Source organism: Cupriavidus sp. USMAA2-4, from assembly GCF_001854305.1.
In the GTDB taxonomy this organism is placed as follows: Bacteria; Pseudomonadota; Gammaproteobacteria; order Burkholderiales; family Burkholderiaceae; genus Cupriavidus; species Cupriavidus malaysiensis.
The window spans coordinates 2,463,621-2,484,388 of the sequence record NZ_CP017749.1 but is presented as its reverse complement, the minus strand read 5'-3'; the positions used below and the strand labels follow the sequence as shown (position 1 = coordinate 2,484,388).

At 71.5% G+C, this 20,768-nt stretch carries 17 protein-coding genes; 8 read left to right on the top strand and 9 right to left on the bottom strand.

Annotated elements, in window-relative coordinates:
- Positions 1-44 precede the first annotated feature (44 nt).
- On the bottom strand, positions 45-1,547 hold the full coding sequence (locus BKK79_RS30905; protein ID WP_071039744.1) for a M81 family metallopeptidase: 1,503 nt from the start codon (positions 1,545-1,547) through the stop codon (positions 45-47).
- 19 nt (positions 1,548-1,566) lie between these two features.
- A complete protein-coding gene (locus tag BKK79_RS30900; protein ID WP_084085357.1) occupies positions 1,567-2,589 on the bottom strand; it encodes a Bug family tripartite tricarboxylate transporter substrate binding protein in 1,023 nt (340 codons plus the stop codon).
- Positions 2,590-2,760: 171 nt separating this feature from the next.
- Between BKK79_RS30900 and BKK79_RS30895 the strand changes: the two genes are divergently transcribed.
- Together BKK79_RS30895 and BKK79_RS30890 are read left to right on the top strand one after the other, a co-directional pair.
- Positions 2,761-4,110, top strand: a complete 1,350-nt coding sequence (locus BKK79_RS30895; RefSeq protein ID WP_071021050.1) for an aspartate aminotransferase family protein — start codon at positions 2,761-2,763, stop codon at positions 4,108-4,110.
- 26 nt (positions 4,111-4,136) lie between these two features.
- On the top strand, positions 4,137-5,018 hold the full coding sequence (locus BKK79_RS30890) for a MurR/RpiR family transcriptional regulator (RefSeq protein WP_071039743.1): 882 nt from the start codon (positions 4,137-4,139) through the stop codon (positions 5,016-5,018).
- A 132-nt stretch (positions 5,019-5,150) separates the two neighbouring features.
- On the opposite strand, the gene BKK79_RS30885 is transcribed toward BKK79_RS30890, so the two are convergent.
- A complete protein-coding gene (locus BKK79_RS30885) occupies positions 5,151-7,610 on the bottom strand; it encodes a penicillin-binding protein 1A (RefSeq protein WP_071039742.1) in 2,460 nt (819 codons plus the stop codon).
- A gap of 255 nt (positions 7,611-7,865) precedes the next feature.
- The gene (locus BKK79_RS30880) at positions 7,866-8,519 is read right to left on the bottom strand and encodes an FMN-binding negative transcriptional regulator (RefSeq protein ID WP_071039741.1); all 654 of its coding nucleotides are present in this window, start codon (positions 8,517-8,519) and stop codon (positions 7,866-7,868) included.
- A gap of 126 nt (positions 8,520-8,645) precedes the next feature.
- Here BKK79_RS30880 and pdxR point away from each other — a divergent pair, with 126 nt between their 5' ends.
- Positions 8,646-10,121, top strand: coding sequence for a MocR-like pyridoxine biosynthesis transcription factor PdxR (gene pdxR / locus BKK79_RS30875; protein WP_071039740.1), 1,476 nt, complete (start codon positions 8,646-8,648; stop codon positions 10,119-10,121).
- A gap of 21 nt (positions 10,122-10,142) precedes the next feature.
- On the opposite strand, the gene BKK79_RS30870 is transcribed toward pdxR, so the two are convergent.
- On the bottom strand, positions 10,143-11,045 hold the full coding sequence (locus BKK79_RS30870; RefSeq protein WP_071039739.1) for a LysR family transcriptional regulator: 903 nt from the start codon (positions 11,043-11,045) through the stop codon (positions 10,143-10,145).
- Positions 11,046-11,302: 257 nt separating this feature from the next.
- Here BKK79_RS30870 and BKK79_RS30865 point away from each other — a divergent pair, with 257 nt between their 5' ends.
- The 4 genes from BKK79_RS30865 to BKK79_RS30850 all read left to right on the top strand — a co-directional run bounded on the left by BKK79_RS30865 (position 11,303) and on the right by BKK79_RS30850 (position 14,587).
- Positions 11,303-12,295 carry an FAD-binding oxidoreductase gene (locus BKK79_RS30865; RefSeq protein WP_071039738.1) on the top strand — a complete coding sequence of 331 codons (993 nt, stop codon included), beginning with the start codon at positions 11,303-11,305 and terminating at the stop codon, positions 12,293-12,295.
- A 119-nt stretch (positions 12,296-12,414) separates the two neighbouring features.
- Positions 12,415-13,671, top strand: a complete 1,257-nt coding sequence (locus tag BKK79_RS30860) for an aromatic ring-hydroxylating dioxygenase subunit alpha (RefSeq protein WP_071039737.1) — start codon at positions 12,415-12,417, stop codon at positions 13,669-13,671.
- A gap of 1 nt (position 13,672) precedes the next feature.
- Complete coding sequence (locus BKK79_RS30855; protein ID WP_071021073.1) at positions 13,673-14,146, top strand: aromatic-ring-hydroxylating dioxygenase subunit beta; 474 nt, start codon at positions 13,673-13,675, stop codon at positions 14,144-14,146.
- A 111-nt stretch (positions 14,147-14,257) separates the two neighbouring features.
- Positions 14,258-14,587, top strand: a complete 330-nt coding sequence (locus BKK79_RS30850) for a non-heme iron oxygenase ferredoxin subunit (protein WP_071021075.1) — start codon at positions 14,258-14,260, stop codon at positions 14,585-14,587.
- Positions 14,588-14,668: 81 nt separating this feature from the next.
- Here BKK79_RS30850 and aliA read toward each other — a convergent pair whose 3' ends face one another.
- The 4 genes from aliA to badH all read right to left on the bottom strand — a co-directional run bounded on the left by aliA (position 14,669) and on the right by badH (position 19,412).
- Positions 14,669-16,342 carry a cyclohexanecarboxylate-CoA ligase gene (gene aliA, locus BKK79_RS30845; RefSeq protein ID WP_071039736.1) on the bottom strand — a complete coding sequence of 558 codons (1,674 nt, stop codon included), beginning with the start codon at positions 16,340-16,342 and terminating at the stop codon, positions 14,669-14,671.
- 101 nt (positions 16,343-16,443) lie between these two features.
- Positions 16,444-17,595 carry a cyclohexanecarboxyl-CoA dehydrogenase gene (gene aliB, locus BKK79_RS30840; RefSeq protein ID WP_071021081.1) on the bottom strand — a complete coding sequence of 384 codons (1,152 nt, stop codon included), beginning with the start codon at positions 17,593-17,595 and terminating at the stop codon, positions 16,444-16,446.
- 138 nt (positions 17,596-17,733) lie between these two features.
- Positions 17,734-18,516, bottom strand: a complete 783-nt coding sequence (gene badI, locus BKK79_RS30835; RefSeq protein ID WP_071022734.1) for a 2-ketocyclohexanecarboxyl-CoA hydrolase — start codon at positions 18,514-18,516, stop codon at positions 17,734-17,736.
- 128 nt (positions 18,517-18,644) lie between these two features.
- Positions 18,645-19,412 (bottom strand): 2-hydroxycyclohexanecarboxyl-CoA dehydrogenase, encoded by a 768-nt coding sequence (gene badH, locus BKK79_RS30830; RefSeq protein WP_071039735.1) that lies wholly within the window; start codon positions 19,410-19,412, stop codon positions 18,645-18,647.
- 148 nt (positions 19,413-19,560) lie between these two features.
- Between badH and BKK79_RS30825 the strand changes: the two genes are divergently transcribed.
- A complete protein-coding gene (locus tag BKK79_RS30825; protein WP_071039734.1) occupies positions 19,561-20,064 on the top strand; it encodes a MarR family winged helix-turn-helix transcriptional regulator in 504 nt (167 codons plus the stop codon).
- The last annotated feature ends 704 nt before the right edge of the window (positions 20,065-20,768 follow it).

Sequence of the window (20,768 nt, the reverse complement as noted above, 5' to 3'; positions counted from 1 at the left end):
CCCCCCTGCGCGACCGGTGCGGCCGGCCCCGCCGGCGCCTGACGTCAGTCCGGCCCGGCCAGCCGGACATGGCGGAAGGGCAGCAGGCGCAGATCGAGGCTGGCCGGTCCCGGCGCGTCGACGTCGATGATGGCGGCGCAGCGTGGCAGGAAAGCCGCGCGGAAGTGGTTCTTGGCCTTGACGCACAGCAGGCGCAAGGCGTCGAGGTCGATGCCGTGCAAGGCGAAGAAGGCCGGGTCGTTGGCCGGCGCCACCGCCTCTGTCACGATCACCCGGACGTCGTGCTGTCCCAGCACCGTCAGCAGGGCGGTGCGGCCGCAGCGCGTGACCCTGCCCGTTTCCATCGGCCCGCTGTTGACGAAGACGCCATCGGTCAGCCGCTCCACCCGCACCTTCACCGCCACCGGCGCGCCGAAACGGTCCGACCAGCGTGCCCCGAGGGCCAGCGCGCAGACGCCGCCCACGCCGACCTCGTGCGCCAGGCGCACGGCCGGCACATCGGCAAAGCTGGCAAACACGGTGGGCACCGACGGCCGCGCTTGCAGCAAGGCCGCGAACAGCCCCGGCGTATCGCAGGCGCCGCCCGACAGCGGGTTGTCGCCCGGATCGGTGACCGCCACCAGCCCCGGCGTGCGCGCGGCGATCGCCAGGGCCTGCGCCAGCCCCTGCGCCGGCGCCGGCAAGCTGGCCGCGAACGCCGGCGCGTGCTCGCGCAGCGCCGCCAGCAGGATCTCGCAGGCACGCCGGGCCGCTGCGCCCCCGCCATCGGCGAGCGCATCGCTGACGACGACCACGGCGGCCCCGGTATCCGGCGTGTCGGCATAGGGGAAGCCGCCGAACACGGATGCCTCGAGGATGGCGGCGCCGGCCTGGGCCGCGGCCAGTTCCTGCAGGGTGCGCATGGGCCCCGCGTCCGTGCGCATATTGAAGCTCGGCAGGACCAGTCCCGGCCTGGCCACGGTGACGCGGCTGCGCCGCCCGCGCTCGACGATATCGCTCAGCCCCTGCAGCACCCGCTGCGCCGCCTCGCGCATGTCGATGTGCGGATAAGTCTTGTAGCCGCTGGCATAGTCGAGCAGCGGGCCCAGTTGCGGGCTGAGGTTGGCATGCAGGTCGAAGCTGGCGCCCAGGGGCACGCCGGGCAGCGCCTCGCGCACGGCCCGCACGAACTCCAGGTCCGGCGCCTGGCGCCGGCTGGTGATGGCCGCACCGTGCAGCGACAGATAGACCGCGTCCCACGGGCCCTGCGCGCGCAGGGCCGCCATCACTTCGTCGAAGAAGGCGCGATAGACGGCGTCGTCGATCGGCCCCCCCGGCACGGCCGAGGCGCAGCGCAGCACCACCACCTGCCAGTCAGGCCGGTCCTCGGCGAAAGCGGCCACGGCGCCCAGTTCCGTCGCCGTCCCGCGCGCCGCGTCCAGCGCGCTGTCCCCGGCCGCCCATTCGCGCCGGTCGAAATCCGCCTGCCGGCACGGCAGGGGGCTGAAGGCATTGCCTTCGTACCAGAACCTGGCCACGGCCAGGCGGCGGCGTTTTGCCTGCGGCATGATCGGCTCCCCTGGACGCTCACTCGGGCTGGATGCCGGCACCTTCGACGATCTTCCGGTACTTGTCCTGCTCGGCCTGCAGGTGGCGCGCCAGCGCCTCGGGCGGGCCGCCGACCGGCTGCGCCGCCAGGTCCGCCAGGCGCGGCTGCATGCGCGCATCGCGCAGCACCCGCTCGGCCGCCGCATTGAGTGCGGCCACCACCGGCGCCGGCGTCCCGGCCGGCGCCATCAGCACGAACCACGAAGTCTGCTCGAAGCCGGGCAAGGTCGCCGCGACGGGCGGCACGCCCGGTGCCGCCGGCACCGCGGCCCGGCTGGTCACGCCCAGCGCCACCAGCTGCCCGGAGCGGATCAGCGGCAGCGCGGTCGGCAGGTTGTCGGCGGACAGTTCGATCTGTCCGCCCAGCAGGTCACTGGTGGCCTGGCTCGCGCCCTTGTACGGCACATGCGCGATCTCCACCCCGCCCATGCGCTTGACCATTTCCAGCGCCAGGTGGCCGGAGCTGCCGATACCGGGTGAGCCCCAGTGCAAGGCGCCGGGCCGGGCCCGCGCCGCTCGCAGCAGGTCATCCATGCTGTTCAGGCCGGAACCGGGCCGGGTCAGCACGACGTTCGGCACATCCGCCAGCCAGGCGACCGGAACGAAGTCCTTGCGCGGGTCATAGCCGACGTGCTTGTAGACCAGGGCATTGATGACCTGCGTGCCGGGCGTGCCCAGCAGCAAGGTATAGCCGTCCGGCGCGGCCCGCGCGACCTCGGCCGCGCCGAGGCTGCCGCCGGCGCCGGCCTTGTTGGCCACCACCACGCTCTGGCCCAGCTGCTGGCGCAGCCCTTCCGCGACCAGGCGCCCCAGCAGGTCCGTGGTACCCCCGGCGGCGAACGGCACCACCAGCCGCAGCGGGCGCTCGGGCCAGGCCGGCGGCGCCGCGCCTGCCGACAGCGGCAACGCTGACGCAAGCAGCGCCACCTGCAGCGGCCGCGCCAGTGCGCGCCCCAGTCGGGCGCCGACCGCAAGGCAGCGCAGAAGCTTCGATCCAAGCATGGCAAGTCTCCAGCAATCCCAAGGTTGAAAGGGGAAGGGGGGAAAGGGTGCTGCGCGCCCTGGTGACGCGCATGGCCTGTCGGGCAAGAAACACCATTTGATCTATTTATACACAAAATATACCATTTGATCTTTCCGCGAGTCCAGCCGCATCCCCTCTCCGCCACCGCCATGACCCACATCATCCACCGCAATCCCCGCTCGCCCCTGCCGCTGGCCGCGTACGGCGACGGGGCCTATATCGTCGACCGCGACGGCAAGCGCTACTTCGACGCCTCCGGCGGCGCCGCCGTGTCCTGCCTGGGCCACGCCCACGCCGAAGTGCGCGCCGCCGTGCGGGAACAGATGGACCGGCTCGAATATGCCCACACCAGCTTCTTCACCACCGAGGCGGCCGAGTCCCTCGCTGCGCTGCTGGCCGAGCGCAGCCCGCCCGGGCTGGGCAACGCCTACTTCGTCGCGGGCGGCTCCGAGGCGATCGAGACCGCGCTCAAGCTGGCCCGCCAATACCATGTCGAGCGGGGCGAGCCGCAGCGCTACCGCTACATCGCCCGGCGCCAGAGCTACCACGGCAACACGCTGGCGGCGCTGGCGATCGGCGGCAATGCCGCGCGGCGCGCCTGGTACGAACCCGTGCTGATCGAGAGCCATCATGTCTCGCCCTGCTTCCCCTTCCGCCACCGGCAGCCCGGCGAGACCGACGCCGCCTACGGGGACCGCCTGGGCGCGGAGCTGGAGGCCACGCTGCAGCGCCTCGGCCCGCACACGGTGGCGGCTTTCGTGGCGGAAACGGTGGTGGGCGCCACGGCGGGTGCCGTGGCGGCGGTGCCCGGGTACTTCCGCAAGATCCGCCAGGTGTGCGATCGCCACGGCGTGCTGTTGCTGCTGGACGAGGTGATGTGCGGGCTGGGCCGGACCGGCAGCTATCACGCCTTCGAGCAGGAAGGCGTGCAGCCCGACCTCCTCACGCTGGCCAAGGGCCTGGGTGGCGGCTACCAGCCGATCGGTGCGGTGCTGGCGCACGACCGCGTGGTCGAGGCCATCCGGGCGGGCTCCGGTGCCTTCCAGCACGGCTTCACCTATGTGGGGCATCCGGTCGCCTGCGCGGCCGCGCTGGCGGTGCAGCGCATCGTCGCGCGCGACGGCCTGGTGGAACGGGTGGCCAGGCTGGGCGACACGCTCGGCGCGCTGCTGGCGCGGCAATTCGACGGCCATCCGCATGTGGCGGACGTGCGCGGCCGCGGGCTGTTCTGGGCCGTGGAACTGGTGCGCGAGCGCCACGGCGCCACGCCCTTCGCGCCGGCGCTGCGGCTGCATGCCGCGGTCAAGCACCAGGCGCAGCAGCTCGGCCTGCTGTGCTATCCGGGCGGCGGCACCATCGATGGCGAACACGGCGACCACGTGCTGCTGGCACCGCCCTATCTCAGCAGCCCGGAACAGCTGGAACAGGCCGTCGCCACGCTGGCGCGCGCCATCGACCTGGCCGTGGCCGGGGCGCTGGCGCCGCGCGATCGGCCATAATCTGCCGCGACAGCCACGGAGCCCTGATGGAAAAGGCCGACATCGACCGACGGATCGAACAGCAGTTCGCTCAACTCCCCCCCAAGCTGCAGCAGGCGGCGCGCCATGCCATCGACCATCCCCAGGACATCGCCCTGTTGTCGATGCGCGCGGTGGCGGCCAAGGCCGCGCTGCAGTCGGGCGTCATGCTGCGGCTGGCGCGCCAGCTGGGATTCGACAGCTACGAGGCGTTCCGCGAGCCCTACCGCCGCTGGCTGGCCGCCGGCGAGCCCGGCTTCTCGCGCCGCGCCACCGCGCTGCGGGCGCAGGCGCGCGACGACAGCGATGCCGGCCTGCTGGCACAGCTGCTCGAAGCCGAGGCCGGCAACCTCGAGCAGACCCTGGGCGCCGCGGCGCTGCCCGCGCTGAAGCGCGCGCACGCGGCGCTGGCGCGCGCTCGCCGTATCTACGTGCTGGGACTGCGCAGCCTGTATCCGGTGGCCTACTACTTCAGCTACGCCTGCGGCATGTGCCTGGACAACGTCACCCTGTTGTCAGGCGTGGGCGGCACGCTGGCCGACGAACTGCGGCGGATCGGCCCCGACGATGCGCTGGCCGCGTTCAGCTTCGCGCCCTATGCGCAGGCCGCCGTGACGGCGGTCGAGTTCGCCCGCGAACGGGGCGCGCAAGTGGTCGCCATCACCGACAGCCCGGTCTCGCCGATCGCGCCCGGCGCCGCCGCGCTGGTCCTGGCCGCCACCGCCACGCCATCGCTGCTGCCCTCCGTGGTGCCCGCCCTCGCGGTGGCGCAGACGCTGGCGGCCTTGCTGGTCAAGCATAGCGGCGCGGCCGGCACGCGCGCCATCGCCGACAGCGAGGCGCAGCTGGAACGCTTCCACGTCTATGCAGCGGGCCGGCGGCCCGCCTGACGCGACCGTCGCCCTACCCGTCCGGGCGCGGGGAGCGCCGCGGCGCCGGCTGGTGTTGAACCTGGGACCGGAAGCCTGGAAGCCTGGAAGCCGGCGCCCGGAGCCTAGGTCCTGGGTCCTAGGTCCTAGGTCCTAGAGCATCGAAGCCGGAGCCGATGCCGGCGTCCCCGCCGGCGCCGGCATGGTGGCGCCCGCGCCCGGCGGCGGTACGGTGGTCACGGCAGGCGGCGCCTGGGGCGGCGCGGCGGCGGCGGCACTTGCCGCGATGGCACCGGCCGCCGGGCCCGGCTGGCCGGCATCGGCGGCCGCGGCATCGGATGCCGGCGCCGGCGCCGGCCCGGCAACGGGCGCCGAAGCGGCCTCGCTGGCGGCCTGGACCGGCGTTTCGGCCGGCGCGCTGCGCGCTGGCCGCGCCGCGCGTGGCGCGGCTGCCTCGGGCGCCGGGGCCGGCGCGAACAGCTGGCGCAGGCGCTCGCGCAGCTTGGCGAACCAGGCGCCGAACAAGCCGGGCTCCTGCTCCTCGGGGAAGCGCACGCGGGCGTCGACCAGGCGCGTGCGCAACGCGCGCTGGAAGACATCGCCGACGATGGGCAGCGCGCTGTGCGCGCCCTGCCCCCAGTAGTCGCTGCGCAGCGTCACGCGGCTGTCGTTGAAGCCGACCCAGGCCCCCGCCACCAGTTCGGGATGCATCAGGATGAACCAGCCGTCGGCATTGTCCTGCGTGGTGCCGGTCTTGCCGGCCACGTCGGCACGGATGCCGAAGCGCGTACGGATGGCGGTACCGGTGCCACGGTCGACCACGCCGCGCATGACGTCGAGCAGGGTCTGCGTGGCATCGAAGGACAGCGCCCGCTCCGCGCGCGCCGGCTGGAATTCGGCCAGCACCTCGCCCTTGGCGTCCTCGATACGGGTCACCATCATCGGCGCGATGTACTCGCCGCCGTCGGCGATGGTGGCATAGGCCGACACCATCTCCTTGAGGCTCACCGGACTGGTGCCCAGCGCCAGCGACGGCACCGCTTCCAGCGGGCTCTGGCGCACGCCCATGGCGCGCGCCAGCCGCGCCACCTGGTCGGGGCCGACGCTCTGCATCAATTGCGCGGTGATGCGGTTGCGCGACTGCGCCAGGGCATCGCGCAGGGAGATCGGCATGCCGGTGGGCGGCGACTCGTCGCTCGGGCTCCAGACCTCGCCGCCGGGCATGGGGATGGACACCGCCTGGTCGGGATAGGTGTCCTCCGGCCGCGCGCCCTGGGCGAAGGCTGCGCCGTAGACGAAGGGCTTGAAGGTGGAGCCGGGCTGGCGCCGCGCCTGCTGGACATGGTCGAAGGCGTCGAGGGCGAAGTCGCGGCTGCCCACCCAGGCCTTGATGGCGCCGTCGCGCGGATCGATGGCGATGAAGCCGGCCTGGATCATGGTCTTCTGCTGGCGCAGGTCCTGCATGAAGGCGCGGTCGGCCAGCAGGTGCTTGAGCGCATCGTCGGCGCTGGCGCCGGCGTCGCGCGCGGCGCGGTACTGCGGCGTCTCGCGCACGAAGGCGCGCACCAGCTCCTGCTCGGGACGCCAGCCGGTGCGGCCGTTCCAGGCCGCGTCGGCGATGCCCTGCAGCTGGCGCGTCTGGCGCGCCAGCGCCTGGTTGGCGAAGGCCTGCAGGCGCGAGTCGATGGTGGTGCGCACCACCAGGCCGTCGGTGTAGATGTTGTAGTCGTTGCGGTCGGCCCAGCCGATCAGCCACTTGCGCAGCTGCTGGGCGAAATGGGGCGCCGGGCCGGGCTCCTCGTCCTGGCGCTCGAAGTCGATGCGCAGCGGGCGCTTCTGCAGTTGCGCATACCTGGCCGGGTCCAGCACGCCGCGCTTGACCATCTGCGCCAGCACCGTGTTGCGCCGCTGCAGCGAGCGCTCGGGGTTGATCACCGGGTTGTAGTAGCTGTTGCCCTTGAGCATGCCGATCAGCGTGGCGCTCTCCAGCACGTCGAGCTTGTCGGCCGACTTGCCGAAATAGGTGCGCGCCGCCATCTCGATGCCGAAGGCGTTGTACAGGAAGGGGACCGTGTTCAGGTAGGTCTCGAGGATCTCGTTCTTGCTGTACAGCGCCTCGATCTTGAGCGCGGTGATGGCTTCCTTGAGCTTGCGCGTCAGCGTCGGCGCGCGCCCGATCTCGTCCGGATAGAGATTGCGGGCCAGCTGCTGGGTGATGGTGGAGCCACCCTGGCGGTCGCCCGAGGCGGTGCGCAGGGCGGCCGAGGCGAGGCGGCGCCAGTCGATGCCGTGGTGCTGGTAGAAGCGGTGGTCCTCGGTGGCGACCAGGGCCTTGACCACCTCGGGCGAGATCTCGTCGAGCGGCACCCATTCGCGATTGGCCCACTTGAACAGCGCCAGCTCCTTGCCATCCGCCGACAGGATCTGCGCGGGCCGGTCCTGCTTGGCCTTGCGGATGTCGCTGATGCCCGGCGTGAACGGGATCAGCACCAGCACATAGAGCAGGAACAGCGCCGGCACGGCGGCGATGCCCAGGGCCAGTTCACGGCGGGTGGGACGCCGCAGGCGCTGCAGCCGGGCGGCGAAAAAGGTCTTGATCTGGGCCGGAGTCATGGCACTGGCGCCGCCGAACCTGGATGCCGGGCGGCACCCCGTGCGGCGCCGGGTAGCGGAAAACCCTGAATGCTACCAAAACCGACCGTGCTGGCGGGCCGCCGCCGTGCCGGTGGCGCCCGCGCCGCCCGCTCTGTCGCCCAAGCGCCACGCCAGCGCCGCTTGCGGCGCCCGCGGCCGGTAAAACGCTTGACCCGGCGCGCAGCCTTCCCGGCTTGCCGGTGACCCGGCTCCCAGGCGCCGGGCCGGAACGCCTCAGGCCGCCGGCGCCGCGCCGCCGCCCTGGGTCACCAGCATCGCCATCGCTTCGCCGTCTCCCGTGCGCGCGCCTTCGCGGCGCAGCCCGGCCACCACGCCGGCACGGTCGGCTTCGCCACGGTTCTGGCTGACCTTCCACTTGCCTTCGAGGCTGTCGATGGGAATCTCCAGGCCGATGATGGCGCGCATCGTGGCTTCGATGAAATCCTGCGGAGCGTCGCCGACCTGCCACGGCGCCTCGCGCCCGGCCTCCTGCTGGCCGGTCAGCGCCTCGATCTGGGCGCGCAGCCAGGCGGCGTCCTCGATCACGCGCGGCGTGCCACGTGCCTGCACCGTGGCGTAGTTCCAGGTCGGCACCACCTTGCCGTGCTCGGCCTTGGACGGATACCAGGCCGGACTGACATAGGCATCCGGCCCCTGGAAGATCACCAGCGCCGGCCCGCCCTCACGCAGCGCGGCGAGCTGCCCGTTGGCGCGGGCCAGGTGTGCGCGCAGCACCCAGGCACCGTCCACCTCGGCCAGCAGGAAGGGCAGCAGGTTGGCCTCCAGCCCCTGGCTGCCCGCCGTCACCAGGGTGGCGAGCGGATGGGCGCGCATCAGCGCGTGCAGGATCTCGGGGCGGTCCTCGCGGAACATGGCCGGGCGGTACATAAGGCACTCCTGTGGGGTGGAATCGTCTCGGGCGGGCCGCTCCGGCCCTGCCGCAGACGCCATTCTCGCGCAGAAGTGGCCTATATTTGAGGTCCATTTACACCACCGGATGTGGACCACTTTCCAATGCCCAGGCAACGCACCACCCTCGACCTGCCGGCGCTGGGCGCCCTCGACCGCAACGCCGGCCGCGTCGGCCAGCAACTGGCCCGCCTGCTGCGCGAGGCCATCGCCCGGGGCGCGCTCCAGGCCGGCGAACGCCTGCCCTCGACCCGCGCGCTGGCGGCCGGGCTGGGCATCGCGCGCGGCACGGTCACCGAGGTGTTCGAGCAGCTCGCGGCGGAAGGCTACCTGGAAGCGCGCGTCGGCGCCGGCACGCGCGTGGCGCGGCTGCTGGCCGGCCATGCGGCCGACGCCGTCCCGCCACAGCCGGCGCGCGCGCCGGCCGCCGCACCGCTTGCGGGGGCGCGGGCGCAACGCTACGCCGCCATCGCGCGCGCCCTGGCACCGCTGCCGCCGGTGCCCTTCGCCATCGGCACGCCGGACGCGGCCGCCGCGCCGGACGAGGGCTGGCGGCGCCTGAGCCGGCGCGTGCGCGCGCTCGAGGGCGGAGCGGCCGGCTATGGCGACCCGCGCGGCGTGGCGGCCTTGCGCCAGGCCATCGCCGAACATGTGCGCAAGGCGCGCGCGGTCGCCTGCGCACCGGAGCAGGTCATCGTCACCGCCGGCACCCAGCAGGGACTCTACCTGGCGGCACGGGTGCTGCTGGAACCCGGCGACACGGTGTGGGCCGAGGATCCGGCCTACCCTGGCCTGAGCGCGGTGCTGGACGATGCCGGCGTGCGCGTGCACCGCGCCGCGCTCGACGACGGCGGCCTCGACGTCGCGCGCGCCGCCGCCGACTGCCCGGCGGCCCGCGCGGCCTTCGTCACGCCCTCGCACCAGTATCCGCTCGGCATGCCGATGAGCATGCCGCGCCGGCTCGCCCTGCTGGCCTGGGCGCGCGAGCAGGAAGCCTGGATCGTCGAGGACGACTACGACAGCGAGCTGCGCTACGCCGGCCATCCCTTTCCTTCGCTGCAGGGCCTGGATCCGTCCCGCGTGATCTATCTCGGCACCTTCAGCAAGGTGCTCTTTCCCGCGCTGCGGCTCGGCTATGCCATCGTGCCACCGCCGCTGGCCGATGCCTTCGCCGGGGCACGCACCATCCTCGACCGGCACGCGCCCACCGCCGACCAGCACGTGGTGGCCGCCTACCTGCGCGAGGGCGCGTTCGACCTGCACCTGCGCCGCATCCGCGCGCTCTATGGCGAGCGCCGGGCGGCGCTGGTGCGCGCCATCGGCGACCAGCTCGGCGGGCTGGCCACGCTGCAGCCCAGCGACCAGGGCATGCACCTGTTGCTGTGGCTGCCGCACGGCCGCGACGACGTCGACGTCGCCAGCCGCGCGCTGGCGGCCGGCGTGGCCGTGCGGCCGGTCTCGCCGATGTACGGCAGCCGGCCGGGGCGGCCCGGCCTGGTGCTGGGCTTCGGCGGCTTCCCCGCCGAAGCGCTGGAAGCGGGCGTACGCAAGCTGCGCGCCGTGCTCGAACAGCCAGGCTGAGCGGCGCCGCCCCGGCCGCGCTCAGCGCGCGAAGGTCTCCACCACCAGTTGCCGCAGCCACTGGTTGCCGGGCTCGCGATGGTTCTTGGCGTGCCACAGCACATGGATGGCTATGTCGGGAATGCGCACCGGGCAAGGCGCCGTCTGCAGGCCGAACGGCGCCAGCGTGCGCTGCGCGTAGGCCTCCGGCACCACCGCGATCAGGTCGGTGGTCTGCAGGATGTGCCCGACCGCGACGAAATGCGGCACGCGCAGCCGCACGTGGCGCGCCACGCCGGCGCGCTGGATGGCCTGGTCGACCATGCCGTGGCCGGTGCCCTCGGCCACGATGGAGACGTGCTCGGCGGCGCGGAAGGCCGCCAGCGTGATGCCGCCGGCCTCGAGCGGATGTCCCTGGCGGAACAGGCAGACATAGCGCTGGCGGAACAGGCGGCGCTGGAAGAAGCCGCTCTGCAGGTCGGGCAGGAAGCCGATCGCCAGGTCGACCCGGCCGCTCTCCATCTCGCCCTGCAGCGTGTCGCCCTGGTTACGCACCGTGCTGAGGGTCACGCCCGGCGCCACCTCGCCGAGTTTCTGCATCAGGGCCGGCAGGAAATAGATCTCGCCGATATCGGTCATGGCCACGGTGAAGGCACGCTGGCTCGCCGCCGGCTCGAAGCCGGCGCTGGCATTGAGCGTGTGGTGGATGGCATCGAGCGACTCACCGATCGGGCTGGCCAGGCGCTCGGCCAGCGGCGTCGGGATCATGCCCTTGGCGGTACGCAGGAACAGCTCGTCGCCGAGCAGGCGGCGCAGGCGGTTCAGCGCATTGCTGACGGCCGGCTGCGACATGCCCAGCGCCTGCGCCACCGCCGACACGCGGCGCCGGCGCAGCAGTTCGTGGAATACCACCAGCAGGTTCAGGTCGACATCCTGCAGTTCCATGCTTGCCCTCCTTCAGGTTGCCGGCGGTTGTCGGCGGTGCCCGGCGGTGCCCGGCGGCTTCGCATTATCACCCTCAGTGATATGACGTATCAATGATCTTCGATTTATTTATATCCCAGGGCGCGGCACCATAGCGACACATAGCGACACATAGCAACGCATCGCGGCACGTCACGGCATGTGGCTGTGCCCGGTGGCGTACGGCGGCAAGCGCCGGCGCGGCAGCCCCCACCCAAGACCAGACCGGAGACACTGGCATGCGATTGACCCTGCAGCCCCTGCAGCGCGCCCTCGAGGTTCCCGCCGGGACCAACCTGCTCGAGGCCCTGCGCGCCCACGAGATCCCCGTTTCCTATAGCTGCATGGCCGGCCGCTGCGGCACCTGCCGCTGCCGCCTCGCCGCCGGCAAGGTGCGCGTGGCCGATGGCGCCGGCGCGGCGGCCGAGATATGCGCCGGACAGCAGATCCTGGCCTGCCAGGCCACCCTGGTCGAAGACTGCGCCGTCGAGCTGCCCGAGATCGACGAGGTGGTGGTCCACCCTGCCCGCCTGCTCAAGGCCACGGTGACGGCCATCGAGGCACTGACGCACGACATCAGGCGGCTGCGCCTGCGGCTGAACAAACCCTTCGCCTTCTCGCCGGGCCAGTACGCCATGCTGCAGTTCACCCCGCAGCACGCGCGCCCCTACTCGATGGCGGTCACGCCGAACCCGGATGAGATCGAGTTCCACGTGCGCCTGGTGCCCGGCGGCCGCGTCACTGCCTACATCGCCGGCGCGCTGAAGGTGGGCGACGCGGTGCGCGTCGGCGGGCCGCTCGGCACCGCCTACCTGCGCCGCAAGACCACCGGCCCGATCCTGTGCGTGGCCGGCGGCACCGGCCTGGCGCCGGTGCTGTCCATCCTGCGCGGCATGGCCGAGGCCGGCATGGACAACGATGTCCACGTCTACTTCGGCGCGCGCTCGCAACGCGATGTCTACGGCCAGCCATGGCTGCAGGCGCTGCGGCGCGAACTGCCCGGCCTGGCCTGCCACGTGGTGGTCGCCGACGGCGCGCCGGCACCCGGCGACGGCTATCGCGGCGGCCTGGTCACGCAGGCCGTCGACGACGACTGGCCGGCGCTGCCGGGCTGGACCGCCTATCTCGCCGGTGCGCCCGCGATGGTCGAGGCGGCCAGCGCGCTGCTGCAGCGCAAGGGGGTGGCGCCGGCCAGCATCCACGCCGACGCCTTCCACGCCAGCGGCGACTGAACGCCCGGGGCCGGGGCCCGCCCGCCGCGTGTCCCGTTCCCGTTTGCCTTGTTCCCCTTCCCTTTCGCGATCCCGCCCGCACGCCTTGCCATGACGCGGGCCGACCACAGGAGACACACATGAACGAAGCCCCGCTGCGCTTCCACCCGCCCGCCTGGGAAGGCGACGGCTCCAGCCGCGTGCCCTTCCAGGCCTACACGGACGAGGCCATCCACCAGCGCGAACTGGAGCGCTTCTTCTATGCCGGCCACTGGTGCTACGTGGCGCTGGAGGCCGAGATTCCCCATCCGGGCGACTTCAAGCGCACCGTCGTCGGCGAGCGCTCGGTGATCGTCACGCGCGCGGCCGACGGCGAAATCCACGTGGTGGAAAACGTCTGCGCCCACCGCGGCGTGCGCTTCTGCCGCGAGCGCTTCGGCAACCGCAAGGATTTCACCTGCCCCTACCACCAGTGGAACTACGACCTCAAGGGCAACCTGGTCGGCGTGCCGTTCCGCCGCGGCGTCAAGCTCGACGGCAAGGTCAACGGCGGCATGCCGGCCGACTTCGACCCCAAGGAGCACGGCCTGACCCGGCTCAAGGTGGCGACGCGCCACGGCGTGGTGTTCGCCTCCTTCGACCACACGGTACCGCCGCTGGAGGACTACCTCGGCCCCACCATGCTGCACTACTTCGACCGCGTCTTCGACGGCCGCGCGCTCACCATCCTCGGCTACAGCCGGCAGCGCATTCCCGGCAACTGGAAGCTGATGCAGGAGAACATCAAGGACCCCTACCATCCCGGCCTGCTGCATACCTGGTTCGTCACCTTCGGCCTGTGGCGCGCCGACAACCGCTCCGCGCTGAAGATGGACGGGCACGGCCGCCACGCCGCCATGATCTCCACGCGCGGCAGCGGCGGCCAGGGCGAAGTGACCAGCGGCGTGTCCAGCTTCAAGGACCAGATGCGGCTGCATGACGACCGCTTCCTCGACGTGGTGCAGGAGGACTGGTGGGGCGGCCCCACCGCGGTGATGATGACGCTGTTTCCCAGCGTCATCATCCAGCAGCAGGTCAATTCGGTCTCGACCCGCCACATCCAGCCCGACGGGCACGGCTCCTTCGACTTCGTCTGGACCCACTTCGGCTTTGCCGGCGACGACGAGGCCATGACGCGCCGCCGCCTGCGCCAGGCCAACCTGTTCGGCCCGGCCGGCTTCGTCTCCGCCGACGACGGCGAGGTGATCGAGTTCTCGCAGGAAGGCTTCGCGCAGAAGCCCTGGCACCGCACCGTCGCCGAACTGGGCGGGCGCGACACCGCCGAGGCCGACCACATGGTCACCGAAACCCTGATCCGTTCCATGTACGCCTACTGGCGCCGCGTGATGGAGGCCTGAGATGCTCGACTTCCCCACCTACCAGCAATTGCTCGCCCTCTACGCCGACTACGCCGCCGCGCTCGACAACGGCGACTGGGACCAGTGGCCGGAGTTCTTCACCGAGGACTGCGTCTACCGGGTCCAGCCGCGCGAGAACCACGAGCGCGGCCTGCCGCTGGCCACCCTCGCCTTCGAGAGCAAGGGCATGCTCAAGGACCGGGTCTACGGCGCCACCGAGACCATCTTCCATGACCCCTACTACCAGCGCCATGTGGTCGGCGTGCCGCGCATCCTCGCCGACGACGGCGAGCGCATCCGCGCCGAGGCCAATTACGCGGTGTTCCGCACCAAGCCGGACGCGCTGACCACCGTGTTCAACGTGGGACGCTATCTCGACACCATCGTGCGCACCGGGGCAGGCCTGAAGTTCGCCGCGCGCCTGTGCGTGTTCGACAGCGAGCTGATCCCCAACTCGCTGATCTACCCGATCTGATGCCGCCGCGCCGGGACGCGTGGCGGCCGCAAGCGCGCCGTCCCGCCCCGGACCGCCCCGCACCGGATTGCCACCCACCATCCATCACCCACCGCACCCGCGAGAATCGCCATGACTACGACAACCCAATGGACCAGGCTGATCGAACTCGCCGCCGTGCCCGCCGACGATGTCGTCGCGGTGCAGGCCGGCGGCCGCGAACTGGCCGTCTACGGCGTGGACGGCGCCGTCTACGTCACCGACAACCTGTGCACGCACGGCAACGCCAGGCTGTGCGACGGCTTCCTCGAAGGCCACGAGATCGAATGCCCGCTGCACCAGGGACGCTTCGACGTGCGCAGCGGCAAGGCCATGTGCGCGCCGCTCAGCGAGGACCTGCGCACCTTCCCCATCCGTATCGAGGACGGCAGCGTGTTCGTGGCGCTGGAAGGCCGGGCCTAGACGGGCGGCCGCCCCGACTTCACTGCGCCGTGATACGCGTTGCAGATCGCCGGCCGCCGCGGGCGGCGGGCCGGCGCGGCGCTACAGGGTGCCATCCCGCAGCATGTCGCGCAGGCGGAACTTCTGGATCTTCCCCGCGGGCGTGGCCGGCATCGCCTCGCACAGCACCAGCCGCTCCGGGATGTACTGGATGGCCACCTTCTGGGCCTTGAGGAAATCCACCATCCCGGCGAAGTCGAGCCGGCGGCCGGCCTTGGGCACCACCACGGCGCAGGCGCGCTCGCCCAGGCGCTCGTCGGCATAGCCGACGATGGCGACCTGCGCGACCGCCTCGTGCCGGTACAGCAGGGCCTCGATCTCGAACACGGGAATGTTCTCGCCGCCACGGATGATCACGTCCTTGCTGCGCCCGCTGATGCGCAGGTAGCCCTCGGCATCCAGGCGCGCGAGGTCGCCGGTGTCGAACCAGCCGTCGGCATCGGTGGCGTTCCACTGCGGCCGCTTGAGGTAGCCGCCGAAGTTCGAGCAGGCGCGCACCAGCAGCCGGCCCGCCTCGCCGGGCGGCAGGCGCTCGCCGGCGGCGTCGACCACCGCCACTTCCACCCCGGGCAGCGGGCAGCCATCGGTGGTCGAGGCCCGCACGTCGTCGTCCTCGGGACGGGTCAGCGTGACGGCGCCGTTCTCGCTCATGCCCCAGGCCGAGACGATCTTCGCGCCCAGCGCCCGGCGCGCCTGCTCCACCAGCGGGCCGGGAATGGGCGCGCCGGCGCACAGGAAGGTGCGCAGGCTGGGCAGGCCCTTGGCGCCTTCATCGCCTTCATCGCCTTCATCGCCCCCCTCGCGCACGGTGCGGGTCAGGTCGGTCAGGAAAGGCGTCGACGCCATGGTGAAGGTGATGCCATGCGCGCGGATCAGCGCCGCCGCCCGGACCGGGTCCCAGATGTCCTGCAGCACCACGCCGGCCTGCAGCAGGATCGGCATCATCAGGCCGTACATGAAGCCGGTCTGGTGCGCCATCGGCGAGGCCATCAGGATCACGTCGTCGCGGCCGAGATGCAGCCGCTGCGCATAGGCCGCGATGTTCGAGAACAGGGTATTGGCCGAGTGCATCACCCCCTTCGGCTCGCCGGTGGTGCCCGAGGTGTAGATGAGCTGGGTGATGTCGTCCGGGCCGGGCCGGCCGGCGGCGAGGATGGCGGCCGCGTCGGGCTCGCGCTCCCAGGCGGGCGCCGCCAGCAGCGCATCGAAGCTGTCGGCGCCCTCCCCATCCACCACCACGAGCCGGCGCAGCGCCGGCAGCTCCGGCAGCAGGGCGCGCGCCATGGCTTCATGGTCGAAGCCGCGGAAGCGGCGCGGCACCACCAGCACCTTGGCCTCGCCATGGCGCAGCATGAAGGACAGCTCGCGTTGGCGGAAGATCGGCATCAGCGGGTTGAGCACGGCGCCGAGGCGCGAGCAGGCCAGGTAGAGCAGCGTGAAGTGCCAGCCGTTGGGCAGCTGCATGGCCACCACGTCGTTGCGGCCCACGCCCAGCCGTGCCAGGCCCACGGCGATGCGGTCGGCCAGGGCCGCCAGCTCGCGGTAGGTGAAGGCGCGCGTCTCGCCGCGGTCGAGGCTGACCGCGCACAGCGCGCGCTGGTCCGGGCAGTCGCGCACGCAGGCGTCGAGCGCGTCGTTGATGGTGCGGTCGAGCCACTCCCCCCGGGCAATGCTCGCGGCACGGCGCGGCGGCAGCAGGACGGCATCGAATTCCATGTGTTGTCTCCCTTCTTGTGTGGTGGCTTGGTGGCGCGTGTCGGCGGGTAGCGGGATGACGTGGTCAGGCCGCGCCAGGCCGCGCGGGAACGCGCGCCGGCTCAGGCCGGCACCGCGGCGCGGCCGGCGCGGTCGCGGGCGATGATGGTCTTCATGATCTGCGCGGTGCCGTCGCCGATCTGGAAGCCCAGCACATCGCGCAGGCGCTGCTCCATCAGGCCGCGGTCATAGCCGCCATGCCCGTGCATCAGCAGGCACTGGTGGACCACGTCGTAGGCCAGCTTCGGGGCCCACCACTTGCACATGGCGGCCTCCGCGCTGTGCGGCGCGCCGTTGTCCTTCAGCCACAGCGCCTGCAGGCACAGCAGGCGTGCCGCCACCACCTGGGTGTCGAAATCGGCCAGCGGATGCGAAACGCCCTGGAAGGCCGACAGCGGCTTGCCGAACGCCTGCCGTTCGGCCACGTAGGCCCAGGTCTCCTCCAGCGCCACGCGCGCCACCGCCAGCACCTGCAGGCCGATCAGGGCGCGCGAGAAGTCGAAGCCCTGCATCACCTGCACGAAGCCTTTGTTCTCGTCACCGAGACGGTGGTCGAGCGGCACGCGCACGTTCTCGAAGAAGATCGAGCCGCGCCCGATGGCGCGCTGGCCGTGGCAGTCGAAGCGGCTGGTCGTGATGCCGGGCAGGTCCATCGGCACCAGCAGCGCGGTCACGCCGTGCGCCGCGGATTCGATGCTGCCGGTGCGGCCGAACACCACCGCCGCATCGGCCTGGTCGGCCGCCGAGATCGAGGTCTTCTCGCCGTTGATGACGTACTCGTCGCCGACGCGCTCGACCCGCAGCCGCAGGTTGGCGGCATCGGAGCCGCCGCGCGGTTCGGTCAGCGCGATCGCCAGCAGCACTTCGCCGCGCGTGAGCCGCGTCAGCCAGGGGCGCACCACCTCCGGCCTGCCGTGGTGCGCCAGGATCTGCCCGTTGAGCGAAGCCAGCAGGTTGATATAGGACAGGCTCAGGTCGGCCCGGGCCACCTCCTCGTGGATCACGCCGGCGGCAAGGCAGCCCAGGCCCTGGCCGCCATACGCTTCCGGCAGTTCCGGGGCGATGAAACCCATCTCGCCCATCTCCCGCATCAGGGTACGGTCGAGTACGCGCGTGTCGTCGCGCTCCTGGTAGCCCGGCGCGATGCGCTCGGTGGCGAAACGCCGGGCGTGGTCGCCCAGCGTGACGAGGTCTTCATTGAGATAGGGGTTCATCGGCTTGTCTCCTGGGCAAGGCGGGGCAAAAAGGAGCGGGCGCGCGGGGACGCGCCGCGCCGCATGGTGAGATCCGGGCAGCGGTCGCGCCGGCTCGGGCGCTGGTTCCGCTGCTTGTATCGGCGCTTGTATCGGCGCCTACTTCGCGTACTTGCGGAACTCGGGCTTGCGCTTCTCCTTGAGCGCCGCCACGCCTTCGCGCGATTCCTCGGTGTCGTAGTACAGCTTCAGCGCGTACATGCCCATGCCGGCGATGCCGCTCTGGTGCGCGGTGTCCATATTGAAGCTGCGCTTGGCGATGGCCAGCGCGGTCGGGCTGCGCTCGCACAGCTCCTCGCCCCACTTCTGCACTTCGGCGTCGAGCTGCTCGTGCGGCACGCAGGCATTGGCGAGGCCCATCGCCACGGCTTCCTGTCCCGAATAGCGGCGGCACAGGTACCAGATCTCACGGGCCTTCTTCTCGCCGACCACCCGTGCGAGGAAGGCCGTGCCATAGCCGGGATCGACCGACCCCATCTTGGGCCCCACCTGGCCGAAGATCGCCTTCTCCGAACAGATGGTCAGGTCGCAGATCGTGCACAGCACATTGCCGCCGCCGATGGCGAAGCCCTGCACGCGCGCGATCACGGGCTTGGGCACGTTGCGGATGGCGTCGTGCAGCTCCTCCATCGGCAGGCCGATGGTGCCCCGGCCGTCGTAGTTGCCGTCGTGCGCCGACTGGTCGCCGCCGGTGCAGAAGGCGCGCTCGCCGGCGCCGGCCAGCACGATGGCGCCGACGCTCTTGTCATAGCCGGCCTTGTTCAGGGCCCGGATCAGTTCATCGCAGGTCTGGCCGCGGAAGGAGTTCATCTTCTCCGGCCGGTTGATGGTGATCCAGGCCACGCCGTTGCGGACCTCGTACAGGATGTCTTCGAAGGGAATGGTGCTCATGGTCGTCTCCTTGCCTGCGATGGCTTCGGTTTGTGCTGGGTTACGCGCGGATGGCTTGCGGATGGCTTGCGGATGGCTTGCGGATGGCGTCGGGATGGCGTTGGGGGCGCGTGCGGCCCTCAGCCGTTCATGGTCAGGCCGCCGGACACGCTCAGGACCTGGCCGGTGACGAAGGCGGCATCGTCGCCGGCGAAGAACAGGATGGCGCCGGGCAGGTCGTCGGGCTGGCCGATGCGGCCCAGCGGGATCGAGCGCGCGAAGGCCGCCACCAGCTTGTCGGGGTCGCCCGCGCCCTCCTTGAACTCGGCGAACAGCGCGGTGTCGGTCGGGCCCGGGCAGACCACGTTGACGGTGATGCCGTGGCGCGCATGCTCGCGCGCCAGGGTCTTGGACAGGGACACCAGGCCGCCCTTGCAGGCGGCATACACGGCCTCGCCCGAGGAGCCCACGCGGGCGGCGTCGGAGGCGATGTTGACGATGCGGCCGGACCTGCGTTCCACCATGCCGGGCAGTACCGCGTGATGCATGTGCAGCGCGCCGACCAGGTTGATGGCGATCAGGCGCTCCCACTCGGCCGGCACGGTCTTGGTGAAGGGCTTGAACACGTCCCAGCCGGCGTTGTTGACCAGCACGTCGATGGGGCCAAGGCGCGAGGCGGTCGCCGCCACGGCGGCATCCACGCTGGCGCGGTCGGTGATGTCGCAGGCGAAGGCCTCGGCGCTGCCGCCGTCCATGCGGATCGCCGCCGCCACGCTCTCGGCGGTCTCGGCGTTGCGGTCGAACACCGCCACGCGCGCGCCCTCCCGGCCGAAGCGGCGGCAGGTGGCGCCGCCGATGCCTCCGCCACCGCCGGTAACCACTACCGTCTTGCCCTCGAATCGTTGCATGATGCCTCCTTGTGACTTGTCGGATTGCTGGATGTGATCCGGCCTGCGCGTCATCGCAGGTCGGTGAGATAAGCCAATAACGTAAATATGTTGACGTATATTAGGCATAGCCACGCCCGATTGCAAGTCGCTCGCCTTTGGAATTCCCATGGATAACCCTAATCAATTGACGCTAGACGCTAAGCTGACGCTGGCCAACAACCTGTTCTTCCGGCTCTACCAATGTGCAAATATGTTGCATAAAACCGGATCGCGTGCCGTCGAAGAGGAAGGACTGACCACCCAGCAGTGGGCGGTGCTCGGCGCGCTCTCGCGCGACAAGGCGAAGGCGGGCATGAGCATCGGCGACCTGGCGCGCTACCTGATGGTCAGCCGCCAGAACCTGTCCGGACTGATCAGCCGCATGGAGCGCGATGGCCATGTCGGCATCGCGCCGGACCCGGCCGACCGGCGCTCGCGCATCGTGACCATGACCGAGTCCGGGCGTCACGTCTGGCTGGTGCTGGCCCAGCCCAAGATCGCCGACTTCTACCGCGAACTGCTGGTGGGCTTCTCGACGGAGGACGTGACGCACGCCCTGCACTACCTGTTGAAGATCCTGGACAACATGAAGCGGATCGACGGCGAGACGGCGGCGGCCGATGCGGAGTAGGACCCACGTAGGCGAAGCGGGCGGGGCCGATGGCGCGGGCGGGCCATCCCGCCCCCTGTCCTTCATGCCCTTCATGCCCTTCATGCCCTTCATGCCCTTCATGCCCTTCAGATTTCCCGTCGCCGGCCGATCTGGCTCGACGATGCCGGCCCGCGCGAAAGCTATGCGCGCGAGCTGCTGGCCGGCGATCCTGCAGGCCCTCCACGAAACAGCGGGCACGCCGCCCGGCATCGGGCGCCGCGAAGCCGTGGCCGCCCACGGCTAGCCGCCGGGGCGACGCCGTCGCGCACCGCCCCGTTCCGCCCCTGCCGGCCTCCCACCTCGCCGGCGCAGGCCTGCACCAGCGCGGGCGGCCGCCCGGTACAGGGGCCGGATCGGCCCCCGTCAGGCCATGTCAGCATTTGTCAGCACTGACGAAACGGCCCTCCCTACACTTCGCGTCTCCAAGACTTCCCTGAGAGATGCCGCCTGCTGATCCCTCCCGCCCTGGCTGACTTTCTGGCTGACTTTCTGGCTGACTTTCTGGCTGACTGAAGGCGGCATGCGCGCGCGTCCACGCACGGCAGCCGACGCGCGCAAAGCCGGGGGAAACCCCGCCCGGCGCGAGAGAAACGGGCGGCGACCGACAAAGCCGCGCGGCGTGCCGGGCTTTCCCGCCAGGTCCGGCTTGGCGCGTACGCGCCGTCCCCAGGACCCCTCCTGCC